At 56.3% G+C, this 26,300-nt stretch carries 23 protein-coding genes, 1 pseudogene and 1 CRISPR repeat array; of the genes and pseudogenes, 13 read left to right on the plus strand and 11 right to left on the minus strand.

What is annotated here, in order from left to right:
- Positions 1 to 161 precede the first annotated feature (161 nt).
- Positions 162 to 1,403: an enterobactin transporter EntS gene (gene entS, locus ACA108_05750; GenBank protein XEX97033.1), complete on the plus strand. Its 1,242-nt coding sequence runs from the start codon at positions 162 to 164 to the stop codon at positions 1,401 to 1,403.
- A 125-nt stretch (positions 1,404 to 1,528) separates the two neighbouring features.
- Here entS and fepB read toward each other — a convergent pair whose 3' ends face one another.
- Entirely contained in the window at positions 1,529 to 2,473 is a 945-nt protein-coding gene (gene fepB / locus ACA108_05755) for a Fe2+-enterobactin ABC transporter substrate-binding protein (protein XEX97034.1), read from the minus strand.
- A gap of 224 nt (positions 2,474 to 2,697) precedes the next feature.
- On the opposite strand from fepB, the gene entC reads away from it, so the two are divergent.
- From entC to ACA108_05780, 5 genes are read left to right on the plus strand one after another with little or no spacing between them, the layout of a single operon-like run.
- The gene (gene entC / locus ACA108_05760; GenBank protein XEX97035.1) at positions 2,698 to 3,879 is read left to right on the plus strand and encodes an isochorismate synthase EntC; all 1,182 of its coding nucleotides are present in this window, start codon (positions 2,698 to 2,700) and stop codon (positions 3,877 to 3,879) included.
- On the plus strand, positions 3,880 to 5,496 hold the full coding sequence (locus ACA108_05765) for a (2,3-dihydroxybenzoyl)adenylate synthase (protein XEX97036.1): 1,617 nt from the start codon (positions 3,880 to 3,882) through the stop codon (positions 5,494 to 5,496).
- A gap of 14 nt (positions 5,497 to 5,510) precedes the next feature.
- On the plus strand, positions 5,511 to 6,371 hold the full coding sequence (locus tag ACA108_05770) for an isochorismatase family protein (protein XEX97037.1): 861 nt from the start codon (positions 5,511 to 5,513) through the stop codon (positions 6,369 to 6,371).
- A 2-nt stretch (positions 6,372 to 6,373) separates the two neighbouring features.
- Positions 6,374 to 7,120, plus strand: a complete 747-nt coding sequence (gene dhbA, locus ACA108_05775; protein XEX98028.1) for a 2,3-dihydro-2,3-dihydroxybenzoate dehydrogenase — start codon at positions 6,374 to 6,376, stop codon at positions 7,118 to 7,120.
- Between the two features lies 1 nt (position 7,121).
- On the plus strand, positions 7,122 to 7,538 hold the full coding sequence (locus ACA108_05780) for a hotdog fold thioesterase (protein XEX97038.1): 417 nt from the start codon (positions 7,122 to 7,124) through the stop codon (positions 7,536 to 7,538).
- A 157-nt stretch (positions 7,539 to 7,695) separates the two neighbouring features.
- On the opposite strand, the gene ACA108_05785 is transcribed toward ACA108_05780, so the two are convergent.
- The 3 genes from ACA108_05785 to ACA108_05795 form a co-directional block, all read right to left on the minus strand.
- Complete coding sequence (locus ACA108_05785; protein ID XEX98029.1) at positions 7,696 to 7,971, minus strand: hypothetical protein; 276 nt, start codon at positions 7,969 to 7,971, stop codon at positions 7,696 to 7,698.
- Between the two features lie 120 nt (positions 7,972 to 8,091).
- Positions 8,092 to 8,298 carry a DUF4926 domain-containing protein gene (locus ACA108_05790; GenBank protein XEX97039.1) on the minus strand — a complete coding sequence of 69 codons (207 nt, stop codon included), beginning with the start codon at positions 8,296 to 8,298 and terminating at the stop codon, positions 8,092 to 8,094.
- A gap of 10 nt (positions 8,299 to 8,308) precedes the next feature.
- Positions 8,309 to 9,442: a DUF6883 domain-containing protein gene (locus ACA108_05795; GenBank protein ID XEX97040.1), complete on the minus strand. Its 1,134-nt coding sequence runs from the start codon at positions 9,440 to 9,442 to the stop codon at positions 8,309 to 8,311.
- A gap of 406 nt (positions 9,443 to 9,848) precedes the next feature.
- Here ACA108_05795 and cstA point away from each other — a divergent pair, with 406 nt between their 5' ends.
- The 6 genes from cstA (at position 9,849) to ACA108_05825 (ending at position 15,114) form a co-directional block, all read left to right on the plus strand.
- The gene (gene cstA, locus ACA108_05800) at positions 9,849 to 11,954 is read left to right on the plus strand and encodes a pyruvate/proton symporter CstA (GenBank protein XEX97041.1); all 2,106 of its coding nucleotides are present in this window, start codon (positions 9,849 to 9,851) and stop codon (positions 11,952 to 11,954) included.
- Positions 11,955 to 12,042: 88 nt separating this feature from the next.
- Positions 12,043 to 12,240, plus strand: a complete 198-nt coding sequence (locus ACA108_05805; GenBank protein ID XEX97042.1) for a YbdD/YjiX family protein — start codon at positions 12,043 to 12,045, stop codon at positions 12,238 to 12,240.
- A gap of 156 nt (positions 12,241 to 12,396) precedes the next feature.
- Positions 12,397 to 12,498: an ilvB operon leader peptide IvbL gene (ivbL, locus tag ACA108_05810; protein ID XEX98030.1), complete on the plus strand. Its 102-nt coding sequence runs from the start codon at positions 12,397 to 12,399 to the stop codon at positions 12,496 to 12,498.
- Positions 12,499 to 12,609: 111 nt separating this feature from the next.
- A complete protein-coding gene (gene ilvB / locus ACA108_05815) occupies positions 12,610 to 14,295 on the plus strand; it encodes an acetolactate synthase large subunit (protein XEX97043.1) in 1,686 nt (561 codons plus the stop codon).
- Positions 14,296 to 14,298: 3 nt separating this feature from the next.
- Entirely contained in the window at positions 14,299 to 14,580 is a 282-nt protein-coding gene (gene ilvN / locus ACA108_05820; protein XEX97044.1) for an acetolactate synthase small subunit, read from the plus strand.
- Positions 14,581 to 14,685: 105 nt separating this feature from the next.
- The gene (locus tag ACA108_05825; protein XEX97045.1) at positions 14,686 to 15,114 is read left to right on the plus strand and encodes an OsmC family protein; all 429 of its coding nucleotides are present in this window, start codon (positions 14,686 to 14,688) and stop codon (positions 15,112 to 15,114) included.
- 132 nt (positions 15,115 to 15,246) lie between these two features.
- Here ACA108_05825 and lldD read toward each other — a convergent pair whose 3' ends face one another.
- The 6 genes and pseudogenes from lldD to ACA108_05855 form a co-directional block, all read right to left on the minus strand.
- Positions 15,247 to 16,431 (minus strand): FMN-dependent L-lactate dehydrogenase LldD, encoded by a 1,185-nt coding sequence (lldD, locus tag ACA108_05830; GenBank protein ID XEX97046.1) that lies wholly within the window; start codon positions 16,429 to 16,431, stop codon positions 15,247 to 15,249.
- Positions 16,428 to 17,213, minus strand: a complete 786-nt coding sequence (gene lldR / locus ACA108_05835; protein ID XEX97047.1) for a transcriptional regulator LldR — start codon at positions 17,211 to 17,213, stop codon at positions 16,428 to 16,430. The genes lldD and lldR overlap by 4 nt, the downstream gene beginning before the upstream one ends.
- The gene (gene lldP / locus ACA108_05840; GenBank protein XEX97048.1) at positions 17,210 to 18,868 is read right to left on the minus strand and encodes an L-lactate permease; all 1,659 of its coding nucleotides are present in this window, start codon (positions 18,866 to 18,868) and stop codon (positions 17,210 to 17,212) included. Before lldP ends, lldR begins: the two co-directional genes overlap by 4 nt.
- A gap of 256 nt (positions 18,869 to 19,124) precedes the next feature.
- Positions 19,125 to 20,147, minus strand: a pseudogene (locus tag ACA108_05845) (PepSY-associated TM helix domain-containing protein).
- Positions 20,117 to 20,461, minus strand: a complete 345-nt coding sequence (locus ACA108_05850; protein XEX98031.1) for a DUF2946 domain-containing protein — start codon at positions 20,459 to 20,461, stop codon at positions 20,117 to 20,119. Before ACA108_05850 ends, ACA108_05845 begins: the two are co-directional and overlap by 31 nt.
- 243 nt (positions 20,462 to 20,704) lie before the next feature.
- Positions 20,705 to 21,112, minus strand: coding sequence for a cupin domain-containing protein (locus ACA108_05855; GenBank protein ID XEX97049.1), 408 nt, complete (start codon positions 21,110 to 21,112; stop codon positions 20,705 to 20,707).
- A gap of 229 nt (positions 21,113 to 21,341) precedes the next feature.
- Between ACA108_05855 and ACA108_05860 the strand changes: the two genes are divergently transcribed.
- Positions 21,342 to 22,235, plus strand: a complete 894-nt coding sequence (locus tag ACA108_05860) for a LysR family transcriptional regulator (protein XEX97050.1) — start codon at positions 21,342 to 21,344, stop codon at positions 22,233 to 22,235.
- 619 nt (positions 22,236 to 22,854) lie between these two features.
- A CRISPR array of direct repeats spans positions 22,855 to 25,753; the repeat unit is 28 nt; unit sequence GTTCACTGCCGTACAGGCAGCTTAGAAA.
- Positions 25,754 to 25,832: 79 nt separating this feature from the next.
- On the opposite strand, the gene ACA108_05865 is transcribed toward ACA108_05860, so the two are convergent.
- Complete coding sequence (locus ACA108_05865) at positions 25,833 to 26,207, minus strand: helix-turn-helix domain-containing protein (GenBank protein XEX97051.1); 375 nt, start codon at positions 26,205 to 26,207, stop codon at positions 25,833 to 25,835.
- Positions 26,208 to 26,300 lie beyond the last annotated feature (93 nt).

Raw genomic sequence — 26,300 nt, forward strand, 5'->3', positions numbered from 1 at the left:
TGATTTTCCTTATCTTTTATTTAGTGACATCTGCACGTCTTAAGACAAAACAGATCGCGCGTCAATATTAATGATAGTTATTATCATTATCACTCTTATTTCTTTATGGTAGCATGAGCCGCCTCCCCCCCGAAAATAAAAAATCGCTTTAAGGCCATGTAATGAACCGCAATTCTCTGTTGTTAAACCTCAGCCTATTGAAGACCCACCCGGCGTTTCGCGCGGTGTTCCTCGCCCGCTTTATCTCCATTGTTTCTTTAGGCCTGCTCGGCGTTGCCGTACCGGTACAAATCCAGACGCTGACCCACTCCTCGCTGCAGGTCGGCCTTGCCGTGACGCTGACCGGCAGCGCGATGTTTATTGGTTTAATGATGGGGGGCGTGCTGGCCGACAGGCACGAGCGCCGCCGCCTGATCCTGCTGGCCCGCTCTACCTGCGGGATAGGTTTTATCGGCCTGACCCTCAACGCCTCGCTGCCGGAGCCGTCGCTTGCGGCAATTTATCTGCTCGGCGTGTGGGACGGGTTCTTCGGCGCGATTGGCGTTACCGCGCTGCTGGCCGCCACCCCTGCGCTGGTGGGGCGTGAAAACCTGATGCAGGCGGGGGCGATTACCATGTTGACCGTGCGCCTGGGATCGGTGATTTCACCGATGATCGGCGGGCTGCTGCTTGCTTCCGGCGGCGTGGTGTGGAACTACGGGCTGGCCTCCATCGGCACATTTGTTACGCTAATTCCGCTTCTTAGCCTGCCGCAGCTGCCGCCTCCGCCGCAGGCGCGGGAGAATCCTTTTTTGTCTCTGCTCAACGGGCTGCGCTTTCTGATTAGCCATCCGATTATCGGCGGTATCGCGTTGGTCGGGGCGCTGCTGACGATGGCAAGCGCGGTGCGCGTGCTCTATCCGGCGCTGGCCGGGCACTGGCAGATGAGCGCCGGACAGATTGGCCTGATGTATGCCGCCGTGCCGCTGGGGGCGGCGATTGGTGCGCTGACCAGCGGGCGGATTGCCCACCATGCCCGCCCTGGCGCAATCATGCTGGCGAGCGGCATCGTGTCGTTTATCGCCGTGGGCGTGTTCAGCCTGATGCCGGTCTGGGGGCTGGGGCTGGCCTGTCTGGCCCTGTTTGGCTACCTGAGCGCCATCAGCTCCCTGCTGCAGTACACCCTGATCCAGACGCTGACGCCGGACGGCATGCTGGGGCGCATTAACGGTCTATGGACGGCCCAGAACGTAACGGGCGATGCGATAGGTGCGGCGATCCTGGGTGGGATGACGGTGGCGATGACGCCCGTTGCGGCAGCCAGCTCCGGTGGCCTGGTGCTGGCTTTGATTGGCGTGGTGCTGGCGCTGGTGCTTGTTCAGCTGCGCCGTTACCAGCAGGCCGCACCGGTGGAAGCGGTGTAGATTTTGTCGGATGACGCTGGCGCTTATCCGACCTACGGGTTGGGATGGGATGGTTTTGTCGGATGACGCTGCGCTTATCCGACCTACGGACCGGTAGGGTGGATAAGCGCCAGCGTCATCCACCGTTAATTTTTTGAAAATAGCGCGGTCATGTGCTCCAGCACCTGGGTCGCGCTGTAGTAATCCAGGCGGAAGGTTTCGGTGCCAAGCGGGTAAACATGTTTGTTCTGCACCGCGGGCAGATGCGACAGCAGCGGGTTAGCTTCCAGAGCGGCGGCGTCTTTCTCGTTACCGGCAAACAGGAACAGGCTCTCGCCGTTCAGCCCCGTGGCAAGGTTTTCACCGCCAAGCTGAATGATATCGTGGCGCTTGCCCATGCTCTGGCTGGTGTGCAGCGCCGCGGGCAGCGTGGCGAGCGTAAAGCCGAGCTGCTCCAGAAGCTTGCCCTGAGCGGATTCCGGCGTCCACAGGTTCGCGGAGCGTGAGGCTGGGGTGTAAACCAGCGCGCTGACCGGCTGCGGCGGCAGATTAATTTTCGTTTTGGCCTCGCTGAGCTGTTTATCAAAGTTTGCGATGCGCGCGGCGGCCTGCTTTTCGTGACCGGTTATTTTGCCCAGGTCGGTGAGCACCTGCTGCCAGCTCTTGTCGTCGTAGTTGATTACCAGCGTCGGGGCGATGGCAGAAAACTGGTCGTAAAGCGCGACCGCGGAATCGCCCCCGGTAGCGCTGATAAGAATCAGGTCGGGCATCTGCGCGGCGACGGCTTCGGCGCTCGGTTCGCCGATATACAGGCGCTGCACGTTGCGCTGCTTCGCTATTTTGCCCCACTGGCGCATGTAGCCCTGGTCATCCGCCACGCGGTTGCCTGGGGTTGTCGCGCCGCTGGCAATCACGGGCGCATCTATCGCCAGCAGCGAACCGGTTAGCGTTACGCTTGTGGAGACGATGCGCTGTGGCGCCTGCTCCAGGGTATGCGTTCCCCGGCTGTCGGCGATCTGGCGCGGCCAGTCGGCGGCGTGAACGAAATGGCTGAGGGACAGAAGAAGCAGTGCGGTAAATCTGATTTTCACTCGGGGGCATCCTGTTGAAATTAAAGGCTGGCGGTGGATGGCGCTGCGCTTATCCACCCTACAAGTCAAGAACCGTAGGTCAGATAAGCGCAGCGGCATCCGACAAAAATGCTCAGTAATGGCGCAACTGTTGACAGTACGATCGTTTCTCTTTAGGTTACCAGCCCGAAATACAAATGATAATTATTATTAATGACATTTATCATTTTTCTAACGGAGGACGCATGGATACGTTACTGGCCGAGGAGCCACAGAACAAGCAGCTAACCCCTTGTGCGGATAGCTTTTTCTTTATGTCTCCTTATCGAAGTTTTCAAACGCAGGGCCGTTTTATGCGTCTGGAATGTCCCGCCGAAGAGGGAGCGGATCTGCACGGTGTCCTGCAAACGCAGCTGCGCGAAGCCTTTGCGAAGGCCAAAGAGCAGGGTATCGATAAACCGATAGCGGTGGGTGCGATCCCGTTTGACCCACGTCAGCCCTCCGCGCTGTTCATTCCACAGAGCTGGCAGACCTTCTCCCGCGCCCAGCGGCAGCAGTCGGCGGCACAGAGCCAGCCCGCAGGACAACCCGGCGTGACCACACGTAAAGCTATTCCTGAACAGGACAAGTTTATGGCGATGGTGGCGCACGCCGCCGAGGCAACCAGCCAGCCCCATATCGACAAAGTGGTGCTTTCCCGCCTGATCGATATTGAAACCGATGCGCCAGTTGATATCGATGCGCTATTAGAACGGCTGATTGCCCAGAATCCCGCCAGCTTCAACTTCCACGTTCCCCTGCCGGACGGCGGTTCGCTGATCGGTGCAAGCCCGGAGCTGCTGCTGCGTAAAAGCGGTAAAAACTTCAGCACGCTGCCGCTGGCTGGTTCCGCACGCCGCAGCACCGCAAACCTCGAGCGGGATCGCGAGACTGGCGAAACGCTGATGAAATCCGGCAAAGACCGCCACGAGCACGGTCTGGTGACGGACGCCATGCGAACCGTGCTGCAGCCGCGCAGCCTCTCTTTGTCGGTGCCGGAAACGCCGGAGCTGATCACCACCCCAACGCTGTGGCACCTTGCCTCACCGATTTATGGCCAGGTGAAAGACGAGCGGGAAAACGCGCTGTCGCTGGCCTGCCTGCTGCACCCAACTCCCGCCCTGAGCGGCTTCCCGCACGACGTGGCGCAGAAGCTGATTGCCGAGCTGGAGCCGTTCGACCGCGAGCTGTTTGGCGGCATCGTTGGCTGGTGCGACGCCGAAGGCAACGGCGAGTGGGTAGTGACAATCCGCTGCGCGCGGGTGGCGAAGAAACAAATTCGCCTGTTTGCCGGTGCGGGCATCGTGCCTGCCTCCTCACCGGAATCGGAATGGCGCGAAACCGGCGTCAAACTTTCCACCATGCTCAACGTATTTGGACTTAATTAAATGGCGATTGAATTTACCCGCTGGCCAGCGGATCTGGCCGCACGCTATCGCGAAAAGGGCTACTGGGCCGATCTGCCGCTGACCGACATCCTGAGCCGCCATGCAAAGAATGACACGATTGCGCTTATCGACGGCGAACGTCGTTACAGCTACCGCGAACTGGAGCAGGCGGCAACCCGCCTGGCCTGCGCGCTGCAAAGGCGGGGCCTGCAAACGGGCGAAACGGCGCTGGTGCAGCTGGGCAACGTGGCGGAGCTGTATATCACGCTGTTTGCGCTGCTGAAAATCGGCGTTGCGCCAGTTAATGCGCTTTTCAGCCATCAGCGAACCGAGCTTGAGGCCTACGCAAAGCAAATCGAACCGGCGCTGCTGATTGCCGACCGCAAGCATAGCCTGTTTGCCCACGATGATTTCCTTGAGGGATTGTGCAGCCAGAACCCTTCGCTGCGCATGGCGGTGCTGCTTAACGAAAATGACCGCGACCGTTCCCTGACGGCGTTTATCAGCGAGCCGGAAGATAATTTTGTTGTCACCTCAAGCGCCGCCGATGAAGTCGCTTTCTTCCAGCTTTCGGGCGGCAGCACCGGTACGCCGAAGCTGATTCCACGCACGCATAACGATTATTACTACAGCATCCGTCGCAGCGTCGAAATCTGCCGTTTCGATGCAGATACCCGCTTTTTATGCGCCATTCCCGCCGCGCACAACTACGCGCTAAGTTCGCCTGGCTCGCTGGGTGTGTTTTACGGCGGTGGGCGCGTGGTGCTCGCAAACGATCCGAGCGCCACGCTTTGCTTCCCGCTCATTGAACGCCATCAGATCAACGTCACCGCGCTGGTGCCGCCTGCGGTCAGCCTGTGGCTACAGGCCATTGGCGAGTGGGGCAGTAACCAGGCGCTGGCATCGCTGAAGCTGCTGCAGGTGGGTGGGGCACGGCTCAGCGAAGCGCTGGCGGCGCGTATTCCTGCGGAAATCGGCTGCCAGCTTCAGCAGGTGTTTGGCATGGCGGAAGGGCTGGTGAACTACACCCGTCTGGACGACGACAGCGAACATATCTTCACCACCCAGGGCAAGCCGATGTGCCCGGACGATGAGGTCTGGGTAGCCGACGAAAACGGCAACCCGCTGCCGCACGGCGAAGTGGGCCGCCTGATGACGCGCGGACCGTACACCTTCCGCGGCTATTACCGCAGCCCGGAGCACAACGCCAGCGCCTTCGATGCCAACGGTTTCTACTGTTCTGGCGATCTGATCGCCATTGCCGAAGATGGCTACATCACCGTACAGGGCCGCGAAAAAGATCAGATCAACCGCGGCGGAGAGAAGATCGCCGCCGAAGAGATTGAAAATCTGCTGCTGCGTCATGAAGACATTATCCACGCCGCGCTGGTGTCGATGGAAGACAGTCTGCTGGGCGAGAAAAGCTGCGCGTTTATCGTCGGCAGCCGCCCGTTCCGCGCCGTGGAAATCCGCCGCTACCTGCGGGAACTCGGCATTGCGGACTTCAAGCTGCCGGACCGCATCGAAATTGTTGAGGCTTTGCCCCTGACCCCGGTCGGCAAAGTGGATAAAAAACGTTTACGCCAGCTGATTGCCCAAAAGGCGCTGGCTTCCTGATTGACGGAGAGATTATGGCTATCCCAAAACTGAACGCATACGCCTTACCGACCGCAGCGGAGATCCCGGAAAGCAAAGTACAGTGGGCCTTCGAGCCTGGCCGCGCCGCGCTGCTGATCCACGATATGCAGGACTACTTTATCGATTTCTGGGGCGACAGCTGTCCGATGATCCAGCAGGTAATCGACAACATCGCCGCGCTACGCGCCTACTGCAAAAAGAATGGCATTCCGGTTTATTACACCGCGCAGCCGAATAATCAGAGCGATGAAGACCGCGCGCTGCTCAACGATATGTGGGGGCCGGGCCTGAACAAGCATCCGGATCGCCAGCAGGTCGTCGCCGCCCTTGCCCCGGACGAGCGGGACACTGTGCTGACCAAGTGGCGCTACAGCGCGTTTATCCGCTCGCCGCTGGAGCAGTCCCTGAAAGAGACCGGTCGCAACCAGCTGATTATCTGCGGCGTGTACGCTCATATCGGCTGCATGACCACTGCCACCGACGCCTTCATGCGTGATATCAAGCCGTTTATGGTGGCCGACGCGCTGGCGGATTTCAGCCGCGAAGAGCACATGATGGCGCTGAAATACACGGCGGGCCGTTCAGGCCGCGTGGTGATGACCCGCGATCTGCTGCCGGAAGCTGCCCCGCAAAATAAAGAGCAGCTTCGTACCCTGATCCTGCCGCTGCTCGACGAGTCCGACAGCCCGGAAGATGACGAAAACCTGATTGATTACGGCCTGGACTCCGTGCGCATGATGGCGCTGGCGGCAAGCTGGCGCAAAATTCACGGCGACATCGACTTCGTGATGCTGGCGAAGAACCCGAGCATCGACGCCTGGTGGGCGCTGCTGTCCAGGGAGCCGCAGGCGTGAACATCGACTTTAGCGGCAAACGCGTCTGGGTAACCGGCGCGGGCAAAGGCATTGGCTACCATACGGCGCTGGCCTTCAGCGAGGCCGGGGCGACGGTGGTTGGTTTCGATCTGGCTTTCCCGCTGGACGTTTACCCGTTCGCCACTGAAACCCTTAACGTTGCTGATGCAGACCAGGTTAGCGTGCTGACCCGGCGCTTACTTAGCGATGAATCCCGGCTGGATGTGCTGGTCAACGCGGCGGGGATTTTGCGCATGGGCGCAACGGATGAGCTGTCGCTTCAGGACTGGAAGGATACCTTCGCGGTCAACGTTGGCGGCGCGTTTAATCTGTTCCGCGCCGTCATGCCCCTGTTGCGCGAACAGCGGAGCGGGGCGGTGGTCACCGTTGCTTCGGACGCGGCCCATACGCCACGAACCGGCATGTCCGCCTATGGCGCATCGAAGGCCGCGCTGAAAAGCCTGGCGAAGACAGTCGGGCTGGAGCTTGCCCCCTTCGGCGTGCGCTGTAACCTTGTTTCGCCTGGCTCAACGGATACCGACATGCAGCGCCTGCTTTGGAAAACGCCGGACGCGGAGCAGCGGCGCATTAAGGGCTTTGCGGAGCAGTTCAAAATGGGCATTCCGCTGGGCAAAATCGCCCGCCCGCAGGAGATTGCCAGCACGGTCCTGTTCCTTGCCTCCGACTACGCCAGCCATATCACGATGCAGGATATCGTGATTGACGGCGGCTCGACGCTGGGAGCCTGATATGAGCATCTGGAAACGCCAGCTGAGCCTGACTGAGCTTAACGCGATGGGTGAAAAGTCCATGGTGGCGCTGCTCGGCATTACCTTCACGCGCATCGACGAAGCGTGTCTGGAAGCGGAGATGCCCGTAGACGAACGCACGCATCAGCCGTTTGGCCTGCTGCACGGCGGTGCATCGGTAGCGCTGGCGGAAACGCTGGGGTCGATGGCAGGGTATTTGACCACCGCGGAAGGGCAGTGCGTGGTGGGAACGGAAATCAGCGCCAGCCATCACCGAGCGGTGGCCTCCGGCAATGTTCGGGGCGTCTGTAAACCGCTGCATCTGGGCAAAACGTCCCAGGTCTGGGAGATTGCCATTTTTGATGCGCGCGGCAAACGCTGCTGCACCAGCCGTTTAACCACGGCGACTCTGGGGTAAGTATTTTCGGTGGATAGCGTTGGCGCTTACGTTTGAACTCGGTCATTATCACGTTCTTCGCATTTAAGTCGGGAACGTGTCAACGCTATTCAGGACGGGTCATATAAGCAAAAAAAGCCCTGTGGTGAGGGCTTTATCGCGATACTGCTAACGGATGCTATGGTAAATTCTTGCCTGTTTTTAGTAAGTCGATAGCTCGATCGAGTTGCTTGTAGAGTGTATGTCTCAATTCATCTAATTCGTCGTTTTCTCTAATTAACGGTATTCCGTCTTTATGGAGAACAATGTCGTTAAATGATCCCATCCCGCCGTAAAGCTTTCTCAGTGAAAAAATTGACGATTCGTAATCAAAGTCCAGTTCAGAACCTAATTTTTCGAATGTTTTTGCCCATGAATCTTCGTCGTTTGATGACAGTACGTTAGCAATATCGATTACAGTTTTTTTATTTCATTTTTCATTTCAAACCTCCATTTCCAGGTATATTAACGCCCGGTATTTTCCACGGTCCAGGCACTACATAACGGACGTTATGGTAAATCGGATCTCCCGCAATTATTCTGGCGGGATATAATCCGTTATCTGCTCAGGTAAAAGAGAAGGCATCGCAACAGTTCGCCCTTTATTATCAACAAATTCAACCATGTAAGCCAGATTTGGTTTTTCATGTATGAATACTATGGCGCCCACCATGCCTTTAGTTAACCCTTCATCCGGCAAATCTTCCGCTAATACAACCACTTCAAACTCTTCTCTTCTCATAGCCTGTATCTCACTTAACAAAAATCGTCGTCATGCGTGGAACGACGGCATCAGGTTCATATATCCAACCGCTGCGCACTATCACAGTCTCACCATTAACGCCTAATATCGGCATGTCTACGGCCATTAGCTGCCCGTACCGGTTTGCGTCCAAAACTTTAGCTGGGGCGGTTAATATGCCCTCTCGGACTCTACCCGCTAACACGTCTAAATTTGTCGGATTATAACCCAGCGCCGACTGGAATACTCTGGCCTTATGCCCTCCGATTGGGTGGGTAACATCTAAAGAGTAAGTAGATAATTTTCTGTAATCTACAACGGCGTGTTCGGCATTCAGTAATACTCCTGATTCTGAGGTAAACCCCTTTAAAGCAGGAGATTCAAACGTTGGGATTTTGCTTAATGACGATAATTCTTCTAGTTCTCCAGTAACGTTAACTCGTCCCATCGTCAGCCCGGCGGCTACTGATGCGGCGGTAATCAGCAATCCCTTGTTATCCATGACCTGATCGTAACCCGCTGGCGCATCGCCGCCGAGCTGCTGTGCGGTCTGCCGGAATCCCTCTATGTTGCCGTTATAAATACCACCCGCCGCCAGAAGCCGTCCGGCTGCCTTGCTGTTAATGGTTTTTGCCGCCTGAGCGTGCTGTACCGGGGCATCGGCATAGTGCTGCTTAACGGCCGGCGCGGGTTTTTTGCCCTGGTGTACGTTGAGAGCGTACTCGTAGATTTGACGCACTGCCTGCGGGAAGCTCTCGCCGTAGGTGTCCATGAAGCAGCCGTAAACCAGATTATTGTCGCCGTCGAAGAAGAACGGATTGCGAAATCTTTCCCACTTTTCCTGCGTGTTCACGCCGATCATCCAACCGTGCTCCAGATTCCATTTTACTTCGTCATAGAGTCCGTCGTATTCCTGCCTGTGTTTACGTTTGTAGGGCTGCGCAGCGAGGCGATGGTGAACACCTTGCCGCCGTTTCGGAACGCTGTTACGGCGAAGAGGGTTACGCTGGTAGTCGTATTCCAGGTAATCCAGTTCATAAAATATGCCAGCCATCTCCAGCGCTTCACGCGGCGTGAGGATGAACTGAATATCATCCGGCGCCAGCTTCCGCTGGGCTTCCCATTTCATGTAGAGCGTAAACATCCTGTGCTGACCTTTTCCATGTGAATTGTATGTATTTTCCGGCGGATAGGGTGATAAATCAACTATTCAGGCATGCTCCCGTGGAGGGTACACCAGAAAACGGGGAGCGGAGCGAACAGTGTCAGGCCATTCGGTTTGGGTTCAGAATTTATGAGTGTTGCGTTAGACCTTGTAAATCTCACTTCACCGCCAACGATACCCACATCCTTCCCAACATCCTCATCTGTAGGTCGGATAAGCGCCAGCGTCATCCAACATCCTCAGAAAGTGATCGCCATAGCAAGCTGGTGTAAATACCTGGTCAAACCACACCCTTCTCATGTTTCAATATTGTTAAATTCCGGACTTTGTTCTAGAAACAAAATGTAACATCACCACGTTTCTGGGCTGACAACGGAAAACAAACATGAATACTCCAGGGAAACACCTGATATGGGCAGTGCTGGCGATTATCGGGGCCTTCGCGCTCGGCTATATCGCACTGAACCGGGGCGAACAGATCAACGCATTGTGGATTGTCGTCGCCTCAGTCTGCGTTTATCTCATTGCCTATCGTTATTACGGTCTGTTTATCGCTAAACGCGTGCTGACGGTTGATGCGACCCGCATGACGCCAGCCGTACGCCATAACGACGGGCTGGACTACGTGCCGACGGACAAGAAAGTGCTGTTCGGTCACCATTTTGCCGCTATTGCCGGGGCTGGGCCGCTGGTCGGGCCGGTGCTTGCCGCGCAGATGGGCTATCTGCCGGGTATGCTCTGGCTGCTGGCGGGCGTGGTGCTGGCCGGTGCGGTGCAGGACTTTATGGTGCTGTTTGTCTCCACCCGCCGCGACGGGCGTTCGCTGGGCGAGCTGGTGAAAGAGGAGATGGGCAACACCGCCGGCGTGATTGCGCTGGTGGCCTGCTTTATGATCATGGTGATCATTCTGGCGGTGCTGGCGATGATCGTGGTGAAAGCCCTGACCCACAGCCCGTGGGGCACCTACACCGTCGCGTTCACCATTCCTCTGGCGCTGTTTATGGGCGTCTACATTCGCTATTTGCGCCCCGGGCGCATCGGTGAAGTTTCCGTTATCGGCCTGGTGTGCCTGATCTTCGCGATTATTTCCGGCGGCTGGGTGGCCGAAAGCCCGAGCTGGGCGCCGTACTTCGACTATACCGGCGTGCAGCTGACGTGGATGCTGGTGGGCTACGGCTTCGTGGCGGCGGTGCTGCCGGTGTGGCTGCTGCTGGCCCCGCGTGACTACCTCTCCACCTTCCTGAAAATCGGCACTATTATCGGGCTGGCCATCGGGATTCTGATTATGCGGCCGACGCTGCAAATGCCTTCCCTGACCAAATTCATCGACGGCACCGGCCCGGTGTGGACCGGCGACCTGTTCCCGTTCCTGTTTATCACCATCGCCTGCGGCGCGGTCTCTGGCTTCCACGCGCTTATTGCCTCCGGCACCACGCCGAAGATGCTGGCGAATGAAAACCAGGCCTGCTTCATCGGCTACGGCGGCATGCTGATGGAGTCGTTCGTGGCGATTATGGCGCTGGTGGCGGCCTGCGTTATCGACCCGGGCGTCTACTTTGCGATGAACAGCCCGATGGCGGTGCTGGCTCCGGCGGGCACGGCGGACGTTGTGGCGTCTGCGGCGAGCGTCGTCAGCGGCTGGGGCTTCCACATCACGCCGGATACCCTGACTAACATTGCCAACGAAGTCGGCGAGCAGAGCATTATCTCCCGCGCCGGTGGCGCGCCAACCCTCGCGGTAGGCATGGCCTATATCCTTCACGGCGCGTTGGGTGGCCTGATGGACGTCTCGTTCTGGTACCACTTTGCCATCCTGTTTGAAGCGCTGTTTATTCTGACAGCGGTGGATGCTGGCACCCGTGCGGCGCGCTTCATGCTCCAGGATCTGCTGGGGGTGATCTCTCCGGGCCTGAAAAGAACGGATTCGCTACCGGCGAACCTACTGGCGACGGCGCTGTGCGTGCTGGCGTGGGGCTATTTCCTGCACCAGGGCGTGGTCGATCCGCTCGGCGGCATCAACACCCTTTGGCCGCTGTTTGGTATCGCCAACCAGATGCTGGCGGGGATGGCGCTGATGCTCTGCGCGGTGGTGTTGTTCAAAATGAAGCGGCAGAAATACGCCTGGGTGGCGCTGGTGCCCACGGCCTGGCTGCTGATTTGTACTCTGACGGCGGGCTGGCAGAAAGCGTTCAGCCCGGATGCAAAGGTGGGCTTCCTGGCGATAGCCAACAAGTTCCAGGCGATGATCGACAGTGGCAATATCCCGCCGCAATACACCCAGTCGCAGCTTTCTCAGCTTGTCTTCAACAACCGCCTGGACGCCGGGCTGACCATCTTCTTTATGGTCGTGGTCGTCGTTATCGCCCTGTTCTCGATTAAAACCGCTCTCAGGGCGCTGAAGTCAGACAGGCCGACCGCCAGCGAAACCCCGTACGAAAAGATGCCTGAGGATCTGGATACGATCGTGGCCGAGGCTAAGAGCGCACACTAACTATCTGAAAGAATTGGCGGTATCCACCCTGCGAAGAGGTAGGGTGGATAAGCGTTAGCGCCATCCACAGGGATCTCTGGAGAAAGATATGTTCGATAACCTGGCAAAAGCAGGAAAATACCTCGGGCAGGCCGCCAAAATGATGGTCGGCGTGCCGGACTACGACAACTACGTCCAGCATATGCGCCTGACCCACCCGGAGCAGACGCCGATGACCTACGAAGAGTTTTTCCGCGAGCGTCAGGACGCGCGCTACGGCGGCAAAGGCGGCGCTCGCTGCTGCTGATCCAGCGAGAGTCCGAATTTATTGTAACGACAATCTTGCTTATGTGATTTCACGCACGGTTTTTCGCCATCACGCATAAACCTGTTGTGCGAAACGAAGCAGTGTGTTTGTATGAAATTCGACGTTATCCAGACACAACAACTATTCAGGACCCAAATGACTCCATTCACCCGTAACTCAGGCCTACTACTAACCGCGCTACCAGCCGCGGTGGTCGTCGTGCGTGTGGTGGTGGTCGTCGTCGGCAATGCGCCGTAGGGTCTGAATCAACGCATCGATTCCAAAACCCCGCCGGCGCAAACCGGGCGGGGTTTCTTGTTTTAGTCCCCCGGCCAGTAAGCGAAACGGCATAAAAAGAAGGACTGGAGCATGGCAATTTCGGAAAACCCACCGCAAGGTCGTATCACTGGCGCACAGCTGATTGTGCAAATGCTGGAGCACCACGGTATCACTACCGTAAGCGGCATTCCCGGCGGCACCGTCCTGCCGCTCTACCACGCCTTAAGCCAGAGCACGAAAATCCGCCATATTCTTGCTCGTCACGAGCAGGGCGCGGGTTTCATGGCACAGGGCATGGCGCGAACGCAGGGCAAAGCGGCGGTATGCATCGCCTGTAGCGGCCCCGGCGCAACCAACCTGGTCACCGCGATTGCCGATGCGCGACTTGACTCCATCCCACTGGTTTGTATCACCGGCCAGGTGCCGAAATCCATGATTGGCACCGACGCCTTCCAGGAAGTCGACACCTACGGCATCTCCATCCCGATTACCAAACATAACTATCTGGTTCGCGATATCAACGAGCTGCCGCAGGTCATCTGCGACGCGTTTCGCATTGCCGAGTCAGGCCGTCCTGGCCCGGTGTGGATCGACATTCCGAAAGACGTTCAAACCGCGGAAATTGATATCAGCGCCTTGCCTGTGGTTTCCGAACCGACTCCGTCTCCGAGCTTTGATATTCAGCAAATCATGGATGCCGCGGCGATGATCAACCAGGCGCAGCGCCCGGTGCTGTATCTCGGCGGCGGTATCATCAATTCTCATGCGCAGGCTCGCGCGCTGGCTGAAAAAGCCAGTCTGCCAACGACAATGACGCTGATGGCGCTGGGGACGATCCCGGCAAAACATCCGTTATCGCTGGGGATGCTGGGCATGCACGGTGCGCGCAGCACCAACTACCTCCTGCAGGAAGCTGATTTACTGATTGTTATGGGCGCTCGCTTCGATGACCGCGCCATCGGTAAAACAGAGCAGTTCTGCCCGAATGCAAAAATCATCCATGTGGATATCGACCGCGCCGAGCTTGGCAAAATCAAACAGGCCCATATTGCTATTCGTGCCGACGTGGGCGACGTGCTGGAGCAACTGCTGCCAAAAATCGATGCGCAGCCCCGTAAACAATGGCTGCAGCAGGTTGCTGGCCTGCAGCAGGAGTTCCCGTTCAGCCAGCCGGGCGCCAATAATCCGTTAATGCCGTACGGCCTGATTAACGCGGCCGCCGCCTGCGTTGACGACGAAGCGATTATCACCACCGACGTTGGTCAGCATCAGATGTGGGTGGCCCAGGCTTATCCGTTGAACCGGCCGCGCCAGTGGCTGACTTCCGGCGGGCTGGGCACGATGGGCTTTGGCCTGCCTGCTGCCGTAGGGGCTGCGCTAGCCGAACCCAACCGCAAAGTGCTGTGCTTTACCGGCGACGGCAGCATCATGATGAATATTCAGGAAATGGCTACCGCGGCCGAACATAATCTGGATGTGAAGATCATCCTCATGAACAACCAGGCGCTGGGGCTGGTGCACCAGCAGCAAACGCTGTTCTATCAGCAGAATGTCTATGCCTCCACCTATCCGGGTCAGACGAACTTCCTGAAAATTGCCGAGGGCTTTGGCCTGGCGACCTGCGATTTAAACGCGGCAGCCGATCCCCGGGCAGCCTTACAGGAAGCGATCTCTCGCCCTGGGCCGTGCCTGATCCACGTGCGCACCGACGCCGATGAAAAAGTATTCCCGATGGTGCCGCCAGGCGCCGCCAACATTGAGATGATTGGAGAGTAAGCCATGCAGCAACAAACCGTTATTCTGGAACTTACGGTGCGCAACCATCCGGGCGTGATGTCTCACATTTGCGGCCTGTTTGCCCGCCGCGCCTTCAACGTAGAAGGCATTCTCTGTCTGCCGCTACCCGACGGCGACCAGAGCCGCATCTGGCTTGAGGTGGCCGACGACGAGCGCCTTGAGCAGATGATAAGCCAGGTGGATAAGCTGGAGGACGTGGTGCAGATTAGGCGTGATGCTGACGGCCAGCAGGTGTTCAACAAGCTGACGGCGTTGGTGCAGTAGTGCAACGCTATTTCGCTGTAATATAAGGAATGTTCCTGGTTCCCGGGCAAGCCTGTTCTTAGCTCCTATACTTGATGTCTATGTTAATCAAAGAGGAGCGAAAGCATGACCATTCATAAGAAAGGGCAGGCCCACTGGGAAGGTGATATTAAGCGCGGCAAAGGTACGGTTTCTACCGAGAGCGGTGCGCTAAAACAGCAACCTTATGGTTTCAACACTCGCTTTGAAGGTGCCGCGGGCACCAATCCGGAAGAGCTGATCGGTGCTGCTCACGCGGCCTGTTTCTCAATGGCTCTGTCGTTGATGCTGGGTGAGGAAGGTCATACGGCAGAAAGTATTGATACGACTGCCGACGTCTCGCTGGATAAAACGGACGGCGGATTTGCCATCACTAAAATCGCCCTGACCAGCAACGTCAAAGTGCCCGGCGTGGACAGCGCGGCATTCGATAAAATCATCCAGAAAGCGAAAGCTGGCTGCCCGGTATCCCAGCTGATCAAAGCTGAAATTACGCTGGATTATAAGCTTAACTAACTCTCTCCCCATTGCCTCCTGAGTTTTCAGGGGGCAACTAATCTTGATTGCTTGAGCTAACAAGAGAGGTTAAATTTTTTGTGTTGTCAGTAACCCGCCTTGCGGCGAGCCAGGAATAAGTATTCAGCAACGCTAAAACCCAACCGCCATAGATGACTCCGGGGATAGAATCTCCTTCAGGCCTCCGCGCACCAGCAGGTCGGGGCTAATATCCGCGATGGTTTTTGCCCCCGTCAACGTCATCGCCACCTTCATCTCTTTCTCTATCAGGTTAAGCAGATTGGCGACGCCCGCCTGGCCGTGGGTTGCCAGCGCGTACAGATAAGCGCGGCCCAACAGCACCGTATCCGCGCCCAGCGCGATCATACGCACCACGTCCAGCCCGTTGCGGATGCCGCTGTCGGCCAGAATAGCAATGTCACCTTTCACCGCGTCGGCAATAGCAGGCAGGGCGCGGCAGGATGAAAGCACGCCGTCCAGCTGGCGGCCACCGTGATTCGATACCACGATGCCATCAGCGCCGAAACGCACCGCGTCTTTAGCGTCTTCCGGGTCGAGAATGCCCTTGATGATCATCGGGCCGTCCCAGAACTCGCGGATCCACTCCAGGTCGCTCCATGAAATAGACGGGTCAAAGTTGTTGGCCAGCCAGCCGATATAATCTTCCAGCCCGGTGGGTTTGCCCAGATAGGTGGAGATATTGCCAAGATCGTGCGGACGGCCGTTCACCCCTACGTCCCACGCCCACTGCGGATGCGTCACGGCCTGCCAGTAGCGGCGCAGCGCCGCATGCTGTCCGCTCATGCCCGAGTGCGCATCCCGGTAACGCGCGCCGGGCGTTGGCATATCGACGGTAAAGACCAGCGTTGAGCAACCGGCCGCTTTGGCCCGCTCCAGCGCGTTGCGCATAAAGCCACGGTCTTTCAGAACGTAAAGCTGGAACCACATTGGGCGGTCAATTGCGGGGGCCACTTCTTCTATTGGGCAGACCGAAACGGTGGAAAGCGTAAAGGGAATACCTTTCGCCGCAGCAGCCTTTGCGGCCTGAACCTCACCGCGCCGGGCGTACATGCCGCACAGCCCAACCGGGGCGAGTGCAACGGGCATGGAAAGCGTTTCGTTAAACAGCTTTGTTTCCAGACTCAGCGCGGACATGTTCTTGAGCACCCGCTGCTTTAGCGCCACTTCTGCAAGATCTTCCACGTTGCGACGAAGGGTATGTTCGGCATAGGCGCCCCCGTCGATGTAGTGGAACAGGAACGGCGGCAGGATGCGCTGCGCTGCGGCGCGGTAGTCGGATGAGGCTGAAATAATCATGAGTTCTTTTCCCTTGTAGCGTCGGTATCTTCATCCGGCAGGCGGGTGATGCGAGCCTGCCGGGCTTCGTCTTCGTGCAGGGTTTTAATCGTGCGGTGCACGAAACCCAGGTGCGTCCTGGCGGCCAGACGTGCGCGCTCGGGATCGCCTGCCAGAATCGCCTGTAACAGTTCGTTATGTTGTTCTGTCAGCCCGGTAAAAATAGCCGGGACGGTATACATGCGCTGGCGGCTGTGCATTACGGAGGACTGCAGCAGGTCGAAGAAACCACGCATGGTCTGCAGCAGCACAATATTGTGTGAGGCTTCGGCAATGGCGAGATGAAACCGCACGTCGGCCTGGGCGGCCAGGTCCGGATCGTCGCTTTCTTTAAACGCTACCGTCGCGTCGAAGCAGGCAATCAGCTTCTCTTTGTCGGCTGGCGTGGCGCGAATGGCGGCATACCACGCGGTACTGGCCTCTATCGAGTGGCGCGCTTCTAAAATGTCGTAGCGGTAATTGGGGTCGTCTTCCACCAGCGTTTTCAGCGGCTGTACGATCCGCTGTTCGGACCACGCCTGAACTTCATATCGTACAAAGGTGCCGCCGCCCCTTCGGCTGATCAACACACCTTCGCTGATGAGCTTTTGGATGGCCTCCCGCACGGATGAACGGGAAACCCCCATTTCTGCGGCTAGCTGCCGCTCGGCGGGCAACCTCATGCCCGATTCGAGATTACGCTCGCTAATCAGTGACTTAAGGCGTTCTGCAAGCCGATCCGCCAGGCGAGGCTGCGCCGTCATGATGGGATCATCCAGGTCAGTACATAGGCCTGCAGCGTTGTGATTACCCCAACCATGCAGGTGAATATCAGGCTGTGCTTAACGGTAAAGCGGAACAGGTCGGACTCTTTCCCCACCAGGCCTACCGCGGCGCAGGCAATGGCGATGGACTGCGGAGATATCATCTTGCCGGTAACCCCGCCCGTTGTGTTCGCGGCGACCAGCAGCAGATCGGAAACCCCAATTTGCTGGGCTGTGGTGGCCTGAAGGGCGGCAAACAGGGCGTTTGATGAGGTATCCGAGCCGGTGAGGAAAACACCAAGCCAGCCGAGGAACGGTGAGAAGAAAGTAAAGGCATGGCCGGTATGGGCCAGCGCCAGAGCAAGCGTGGCGGAGAGGCCGGAGTAGTTGGAGATAAACGCGAAGGCCAGCACCATACCGATCGAGTAAATGGGCAGCGCCAGCTCTTTTAGCGTCTCGCCAAAGGTTTCGACCGCGGCTTTTGGCTTCATGCGCAGATAGGCAATGGAAATCAGCGCCGCCACCAGAATCGCCGTACCGGTTGCTGAGAACCAGTCAAATTTATAAACCGCCGCGTAGGCCATGCTTTCGGCCACTACCGGCGGCATTTTGGCGACAAGCTTATCAAGCAGCGGAACCGATACGTTGATCACCCAGTCGGCCAGCGCGCCGCCCGGTGCGAAGAGGGCTTTGAAGGGCGGCACGCTCCAGATAGTGACGGTGGCGGTCAGGAAGATAAACGGCATCCAGGCGCGTACCACCTGGCCCAGAGTGTAATTTTTGCGGGCCAGCGTCTGGTCGGTCACCGACGCGCCGACGTCGCCAAAGCGGAAAATGCGCACGGGCTTCCAGACCCGCAGGAAAGCGGTCAGGCACACCAGCGACACCAGCGAGGAAATGATGTCCGGAAGCTCGGGGCCGAGGAAGTTAGAGCTAAGGTACTGGGCAACGGCAAACGAGCCGCCGGCCACCATCACCGCAGTCCACGTCTCTTTAATTCCGCGCCAGCCGTCCATGATCGCCATGATCCAGAACAGCACGATAATCGTCAGGAAGGGCAGCTGGCGGCCTACCATCTGGCCGATCTGAAAGCTGTCCAGCCCGGTGACCTGACCCGCGACGATAATCGGGATGCCCATGGCGCCGAACGCCACGGGGGCAGTATTCACAATCAGGCATAAACCGGCCGCGTAGAGAGGGTTGAAGCCCAGGCCAACCAGCAGTGCGGCGGTGATGGCGACGGGAGCGCCAAACCCTGCGGCACCTTCAAGGAATGCGCCAAACGAGAAGCCGACAATCAGCATCTGCAGGCGCTGGTCCGGCGTTATGGACAGAATCGACGAGCGGATGATGTCGAACTGCCCGGTTTTCACCGAGATTTTATAGACGAACACCGCGGCGATAATAATCCACGCAATCGGCCACAGGCCGTAGAAGAAGCCGTAAATCACCGATGCCAGCGCCCGATCCGCTGGCATCCGGTAGAAGAACAGCGCCACCAGCAGCGCCAGGCCAACGGTGAACGTTGCCGCCAGGTAGCCTTTCATACGCAGTTTAATCAGCGCAAAAAAGAAGAACAGGATGGGCAGCGCGGCGACCAGGCTGGACAGCCAGATATTGTCTGCCGGATCGTAAACTTGTTGCCAGACTTGCATGCAGGGATCTCCGGAACGTGACGTGCTTATAATTATTTGCCAGATTGGTAGGACCAATCTGGTTTTGTAAGGTAGTTGATGGCTTATGGTTAACTTTATGTTAATCAGTGGCAATATTGTTGTTGGGTTTTTTGCCGTAATCCACAAAGGGGTCACGTTTTGAATGGGATTGGTAGGACCAATTGGCAAGCGCAGGAGCTAAGCGAAGCGTCACCCACCGGATTGCTCTGGCAGATGACGCAGATGAGTTTTCGGGTTAAGCGGTTTGCATCCTCAAAGACTTCCGCCGCCAGCGCCCAACATCCACCGCCATAAACAGCAGCAGGCTAACGCCCATCACCGGCAGCGCATAACCGAGCAGTATGGCGACGAGCAGGACGGCGATGCGCCAGGCTGTGGGCAGCGCGAGCCATGCCTGGCTAACCGTTTGAGCGGGGTTATTCGCCGGGGCGACCGGGCGGCGCAGCCACCACATCCGGTAGCCCAGCATAATCATGGCGCATAGCCCAAGGCCGAAGGCGGCCAGCAGAAGCTGGTTCGGCAGCCCAAACAGCACGCCCATATGGGCATCGATGCCCCAGCGGGTCAGTTTGGCTACAAGCGGGAAATCAGCAAAATGCACGGTGTCGATGACGCTGTAGTTCAGCGGGTGGACCGCCACGCTATCCACGTGAGTCGGCCAGGATCTGTCTATTTCCGTCACCGTCCAGGCTTTATCAGCCGCACGCGGCGGGCGGATCTCCAGTTTGTCGGAGGTAAGGCCTGTCATACGTCCCGCATGCAACACGCGATCCCAGCTTTCATCCGTTGTCATCGGCACCGCCATGCCGTGCATCATGCCGTGGTGCTCGGCATGGGGCTCGCTGTGCTGCATGCCAACGTGAGCTGAAAGCGCGGTATTCACCTGCGGCGTCAGCCAGCCCAGCTCGCTACGCAGCCTGTCGATGTTGCCGCCCGCCCACTGGGACCAGGTCAGCCCGGTCGCTGAGAAAAATAGCAGACCGAGCAATAACGCCGCGCCCAAAGCAATGTGCCAGCGCCGGGCTTTAACCTTCGGGGTATCCCGCACTTTTACCTTTCTTTTCGGGCGAGAGGTTAGCCAGAGCACTATTCCGCCGAGCGCTGCCAGCCAGAGCCAGGATGCGGCCAGCTCGCTGTAAAGCCTGCCCGCATCGCCCAGCAGCAGGCCACGATGAAACCGATCGATCCAGGTCCGCAGCGGCAGCACGCCGCTGGTGCCGTAAACCGTCATATCGCCCGTAACGGCAAGCGTGAAAGGGCTTCGGCGTCATCATGCTGAGGCAGAAGCGGGGCGATAACGGGAGGAGGTGGCGCTCGGGTGACCCGCGAGGCCTGCCAGAGCAGAGGGATAAACAGCCAGATAATCACCGGCACGTGTAGCAGAAGCTGACAGTAGCCGCAGGCGATATCATCCATTAGCGATGCGCCCACGCCGGGAAGCAGAGGGGGCGTCGCTGGCATCTCCATAGGCGGCATCATCATCATATGATGTTCCATGCCCTGATGTTTCGTTCCCGCAGGCTGATGCTCCAGTGATTTTGAAATCAACGGGGCGATAAACAGCATCAGCATCGCCAGCAGGGCGAGGGCCGATAGCCATTTACAGCGAGAAAAAGAGAACAGAGAAGGCAACCGGGCTACCCGCGCAGAGATATTTGTTGCTGGATTGTACCCGGCTGCTGGTTTTTTGTTAAAACTTTCCGGGCGTGCCGGTGACAAGCGATTTTGTCGACAGGTGCCTGGCCCGCAGGGGGGAGGACAATGGGGCGGCAGCAGTCAACCCGCCGCAGCGGGTCGCCGAACTGCTGCAGGTAATTATTTTGTGTAATGGTCGTCGGTGACCTGCTCCATCCATTCAACCGGACTACCGTCGAGCGATTCGGCGATGGCAATGTGGGTCATGGCGGTGTCCGGCGTTGCGCCGTGCCAGTGCTTGACGCCTTCCGGGATCCAGACGATGTCGCCCTGGTTAATTTCGCGGGTCGGGCAGCCCCACTCTTTCAGCCATCCTCTTCCCTGGGTCACAATTAAGGTTTGCCCCAGCGGATGAGAGTGCCAGGCCGTACGTGCGCCGGGTTCAAAGGTAACGGTAGCCCCACCGGTGCGGGCAGGGGGAGTGGTGTGGAAAGGAGCATCGATGCGAACTTTACCTGTGAAATAGTTTTCCGGGCCGGTCTGAGAAGGCTGCGAGCCAGCGTGGGTAATTTTGAGTTTCTCTTCCATTTTTTCCTCCATTTCGGCATTTGCTGCCGGGATTAACAGGGACAACACAACGGCAGAAGCGACGAGCGTTAAGTCTGAAGTATAGGAAACAAGTTCCGGCGTTGAATGAACAAAGACTTTACCGACATTCCGCCGCCGCGATTAGACCGTTAAAAACGAAAGGAGCTATGAGCTGAACTCATAAATGGCGGTATACTTATCCTGGCAGCTAAACCCACAGAGAACCCGCATGTTAAAAGAGAACTTCAACGATCTGATTTCCTTTCTGGTTGTCGCTCGCGAGCGTAGCTTCACCAAGGCGGCCGCTAAGCTTGGCGTCTCGCAGTCGGCGTTAAGCCACGCCATACGTGGGCTTGAGGAGCGTCTTGAACTGCGTCTGTTGACCCGCACAACGCGTAGCGTCGCGCCAACCGAAGCCGGTGAAAAGCTGGTGGAGAGCCTCGGGCCCCGTTTTGCCGAGATTGAAAGTGAGCTGGTCGCCCTGAGCGAAATGCGTGAACGTCCGGCGGGGAATATCCGTATCACGGCGGGTGAGCATGCAGTGGACTCCGTACTCTGGCCGGTCCTCAAGTCTTTTTTAAGCGATTATGACGATATCAAAGTGGAGATCACCGTCGATAACACGCTGACGGATATCGTCAGCGAGCGGTTTGACGCCGGGATCCGCCTTGGTGAGCAGGTGGCGAAAGATATGATAGCGGTGCGTATCGGCCCGGACTTCAGCATGGCCGTCGTCGGCGCGCCGGCCTATTTCGAAAAATATGGCATTCCGCAAACGCCGCAGGATCTGCAAAACCATAAGTGTATCAATATGCGCCTGCCGACCATGGGCGGCCTGTACGCGTGGGAGTTTGAACGCGATGGACGTGAACTGAGAGTTCGGGTTGACGGGCAGCTTACGTTTAACAGCCTGCGCCAGCGCGTGGATGCCGCCGTAACGGGATATGGCCTGGCCTATGTCCCGGATGATTCCGTCAGCGAAGAGCTGGCGGATGGCCGCCTGATCCGGGTCCTCACCGAATGGTGCGAACCGTTCCCGGGCTATTACCTGTATTACCCAAGCCGAAAGCAGCACACCACCGCGTTTGCGCTGTTTGTTGAGGCACTGAGGTTTAAGCGATAGCCATTCTTATATATTCCGGCGGAGAATGAATATTATCTGCAAGAATTAGCGGCCCTTGGGGCATTGAGGACAGCTGTGCAATTCGCGTTGCCGACAGCGGCTGGGTAAAGGTATTTATCAGCGAACTTATAAAGATGTTCAGACATTACCATGCGGCCCGGTATTCCGTCGGGTTCTGGCTTTCCTGCATAACGCCTGTCAGCAATTCGCCGAGCCCTTATGGGTTCCTCTGCCCGAGCCACCATTATTCATCTCAGGCAAGGCCGTCTATTCTATTAAGCCATGAGTGGTCAGGCAAAGCAGTGATCTTCTGGAAATAAGAGATGGACCAGAGTCACGGTTTGAGTTACAGGACGCCAATCCTGGCACCTGATTTTGCAGGAGCGTGAGCGTCATAGAACCTTTGATTATTCACCGACAATCCACGTTTAAAAAATCAGGAAAGCGCCTCGCAGAATATTTTTCAAAATTGCATAACCCTGCTGAAAACCTTTTTTTTAAGTAATTTTTTAGTGACCTGTTTTTAAAGGATTTTATTAATTCATGAAAAAAAAGGGTGAATGGCAGGAAAAAGCAGCTTTTGGACTTCTCATCAACACCTTATCACGCTATCTTTCCTGTTCACTGCCGTACAGGCAGCTTAGAAAAATAGGGTATTTAGCTGACGACGAGACCTCACGTTCACTGCCGTACAGGCAGCTTAGAAAGCCAGTAAATCTGCGATGGAAATCTTGCCCAAGTTCACTGCCGTACAGGCAGCTTAGAAAAGATTATAAGCTTGTTCAATTAACTGAATCTTGTTCACTGCCGTACAGGCAGCTTAGAAAGCTGAGTTTTATCGATACTCTGACGCCGAAATGTTCACTGCCGTACAGGCAGCTTAGAAAGCACAGACGCCCCAGACGCAAACGCCGGACATGTTCACTGCCGTACAGGCAGCTTAGAAAAGTTTAAACAAATGATAAGGAGTTATGAAGATGTTCACTGCCGTACAGGCAGCTTAGAAAAATTGTAGAAATAACTTGCGGCAGAGCCATCGGTTCACTGCCGTACAGGCAGCTTAGAAAGCTTAAATCTAATAGTTATCACGCTGTTGCGTGTTCACTGCCGTACAGGCAGCTTAGAAAATTGGGCATCGCCCAGGGGGCGGTGGTCTACAGTTCACTGCCGTACAGGCAGCTTAGAAATTTGAGAATATCAGAGCCCGCTTTACCAACCAGTTCACTGCCGTACAGGCAGCTTAGAAATGAGCCTGACTATCAATAAGACCTTTACTAGAGTTCACTGCCGTACAGGCAGCTTAGAAAGACAGAGATTTGGGTGTAAGTAGTTATCGCGCGTTCACTGCCGTACAGGCAGCTTAGAAAATATATCCAATTTCACCAATAGAGCTTAAAAAGTTCACTGCCGTACAGGCAGCTTAGAAAGATAACCATCATAGACACTACAGTCAATAAACGTTCACTGCCGTACAGGCAGCTTAGAAATTGAAGGCTACTGAGATTTTCGCTCATGTTGTGTTCACTGCCGTACAGGCAGCTTAGAAACTATCCGACGATAACGTCGATTCTTTCTATCAGTTCACTGCCGTACAGGCAGCTTAGAAAATCGACGGTAACTTTAGCCCGAAGTTCTTTGAGTTCACTGCCGTACAGGCAGCTTAGAAAACCAAGTCTTGTATAGGCATCCTGCGAATAACGTTCACTGCCGTACAGGCAGCTTAGAAATATTGTCCCTATTTTTGATAATTTAAAGTTAGGTTCACTGCCGTACAGGCAGCTTAGAAAAAGTGGTAATGAGGACGCTGAAAACGGGAACCGTTCACTGCCGTACAGGCAGCTTAGAAATCGTTATCTAACATCTGATTATATGTACTGTCGTTCACTGCCGTACAGGCAGCTTAGAAATGAGCCTCCTCCGCATAAGCAGCGATAGTCGGGTTCACTGCCGTACAGGCAGCTTAGAAATACGGCAAGCAGCTGGAGTTTATCGAGGCGGGGTTCACTGCCGTACAGGCAGCTTAGAAAATTGGTGAAATTGGATACATGGAGGAATCCAGGTTCACTGCCGTACAGGCAGCTTAGAAACTCCTGACGAAGAATATCGACTAACTTATCCAGTTCACTGCCGTACAGGCAGCTTAGAAAGACAACGGTACAAACAGTAAGCCCGCTCCCGTGTTCACTGCCGTACAGGCAGCTTAGAAACCAAAAGGAAATACGATGAGCAATATCATTCCGTTCACTGCCGTACAGGCAGCTTAGAAAGAGATGAGCAAGAGTGGGCCAATAATGATCATGTTCACTGCCGTACAGGCAGCTTAGAAAGAGATGAGCAAGAGTGGGCCAATAATGATCATGTTCACTGCCGTACAGGCAGCTTAGAAAAGATTCAACTATTTTTTCTTTTCCGTAGGGTAGTTCACTGCCGTACAGGCAGCTTAGAAAAGCTTGGTGCTGTGGGGTTAATGATTGACGGTGTTCACTGCCGTACAGGCAGCTTAGAAAAGTTTGCCTGGGCGTCAGTAGTGCCGTTGATTGTTCACTGCCGTACAGGCAGCTTAGAAATGTGTTGGCACACCGTCAACGCCCAGCCCCTCGTTCACTGCCGTACAGGCAGCTTAGAAATCGATACGGTTGTAGGTATCGGTCATCGCTTCGTTCACTGCCGTACAGGCAGCTTAGAAAGTCACCCCGCAATTTAATGGTGAGCTGTCACAAGTTCACTGCCGTACAGGCAGCTTAGAAAGCGAGTAAATCGGCTATGGAAATCTTGCCCAGGTTCACTGCCGTACAGGCAGCTTAGAAAATAAACTGCAGCCTCAACACAACGACGAGCCCGTTCACTGCCGTACAGGCAGCTTAGAAATGCAATGCCGTTCAGAGTAGCCTTAACCACGTGTTCACTGCCGTACAGGCAGCTTAGAAATTCAAGCGAGGACGTTGGTGGCAGCTACGCCGGTTCACTGCCGTACAGGCAGCTTAGAAATGTAATCAGATACCGCTGGCGCGGTACACGGCGTTCACTGCCGTACAGGCAGAGCGGGGTCAGCATGTCAGCAGACGGGGCGTTCACTGCCGTACAGGCAGCTTAGAAAGTAATAAATACTATCTTGGCGGTCAGATGTACGTTCACTGCCGTACAGGCAGCTTAGAAATCACGATGGCGCTAACACCCAGCCCGGAACTAAGTTCACTGCCGTACAGGCAGCTTAGAAAAGCCAGTAATTATCGCTACCAGTAAATGTGACGTTCACTGCCGTACAGGCAGCTTAGAAAATTCTATAGTTCGCCTCCCTCCGCATTAGTTCGTTCACTGCCGTACAGGCAGCTTAGAAAAGACGTTCAGCGCGGGGCCAGTATTTGCTGGCGTTCACTGCCGTACAGGCAGCTTAGAAATCGGATTTAAGCCCAATGCTTTCACTCTCGTAGTTCACTGCCGTACAGGCAGCTTAGAAAGTTTGCCGCCTTGTTCACATCCGACTGAATTTGTTCACTGCCGTACAGGCAGCTTAGAAAATCTCAGCATGCTGGTGGCTACAGACACGCACGCTTAACCTGTAGTTGCACAAAAGCCCGCTTCGTGGGCTTTGTTGTATCAGTCGTCAATAAGTTGGGTAGCGCGACAATCATACAGTTTTGCGAGCTTGTCCAGAGTGGCGCGTTGTGGCTTCGCACGCTTCTCCATGTTTGCTACGCCCGCTTGAGTTATGCCGAGCGCCTCCGCTACGGCCTCTTGAGATAGACCGCGATACAGTCGCCAGGCGGCCTGTAAAGTCACGCCCTTTTTAATTTGAATACCAACAACCTCATGCGGGAGCGTCTCGTCATCATTAGCGCCTGGAGCGTATGGAACAGGCTCGTAAAATTCGTCCAGGCCTGCGGCGTCTACCAACTTATTAAACAGCTCGATAGGGATAACGGCGGATTGTCGCGTGCCGTTTTCATCGGTCAAAAATTGTATATTTCTCATTCTCTCGGGTCTCGTAAATATTGGAGAAAGTCGGGCTTTCTCACTGGTTCGGGCTGGTTTCCCCGCCGCCCTTAGTACGTGTTTGACTGTCTG

The sequence above is a fragment of the Dryocola sp. LX212 genome (genome assembly GCA_041504365.1).
Classification (GTDB): domain Bacteria; phylum Pseudomonadota; class Gammaproteobacteria; order Enterobacterales; family Enterobacteriaceae; genus Dryocola.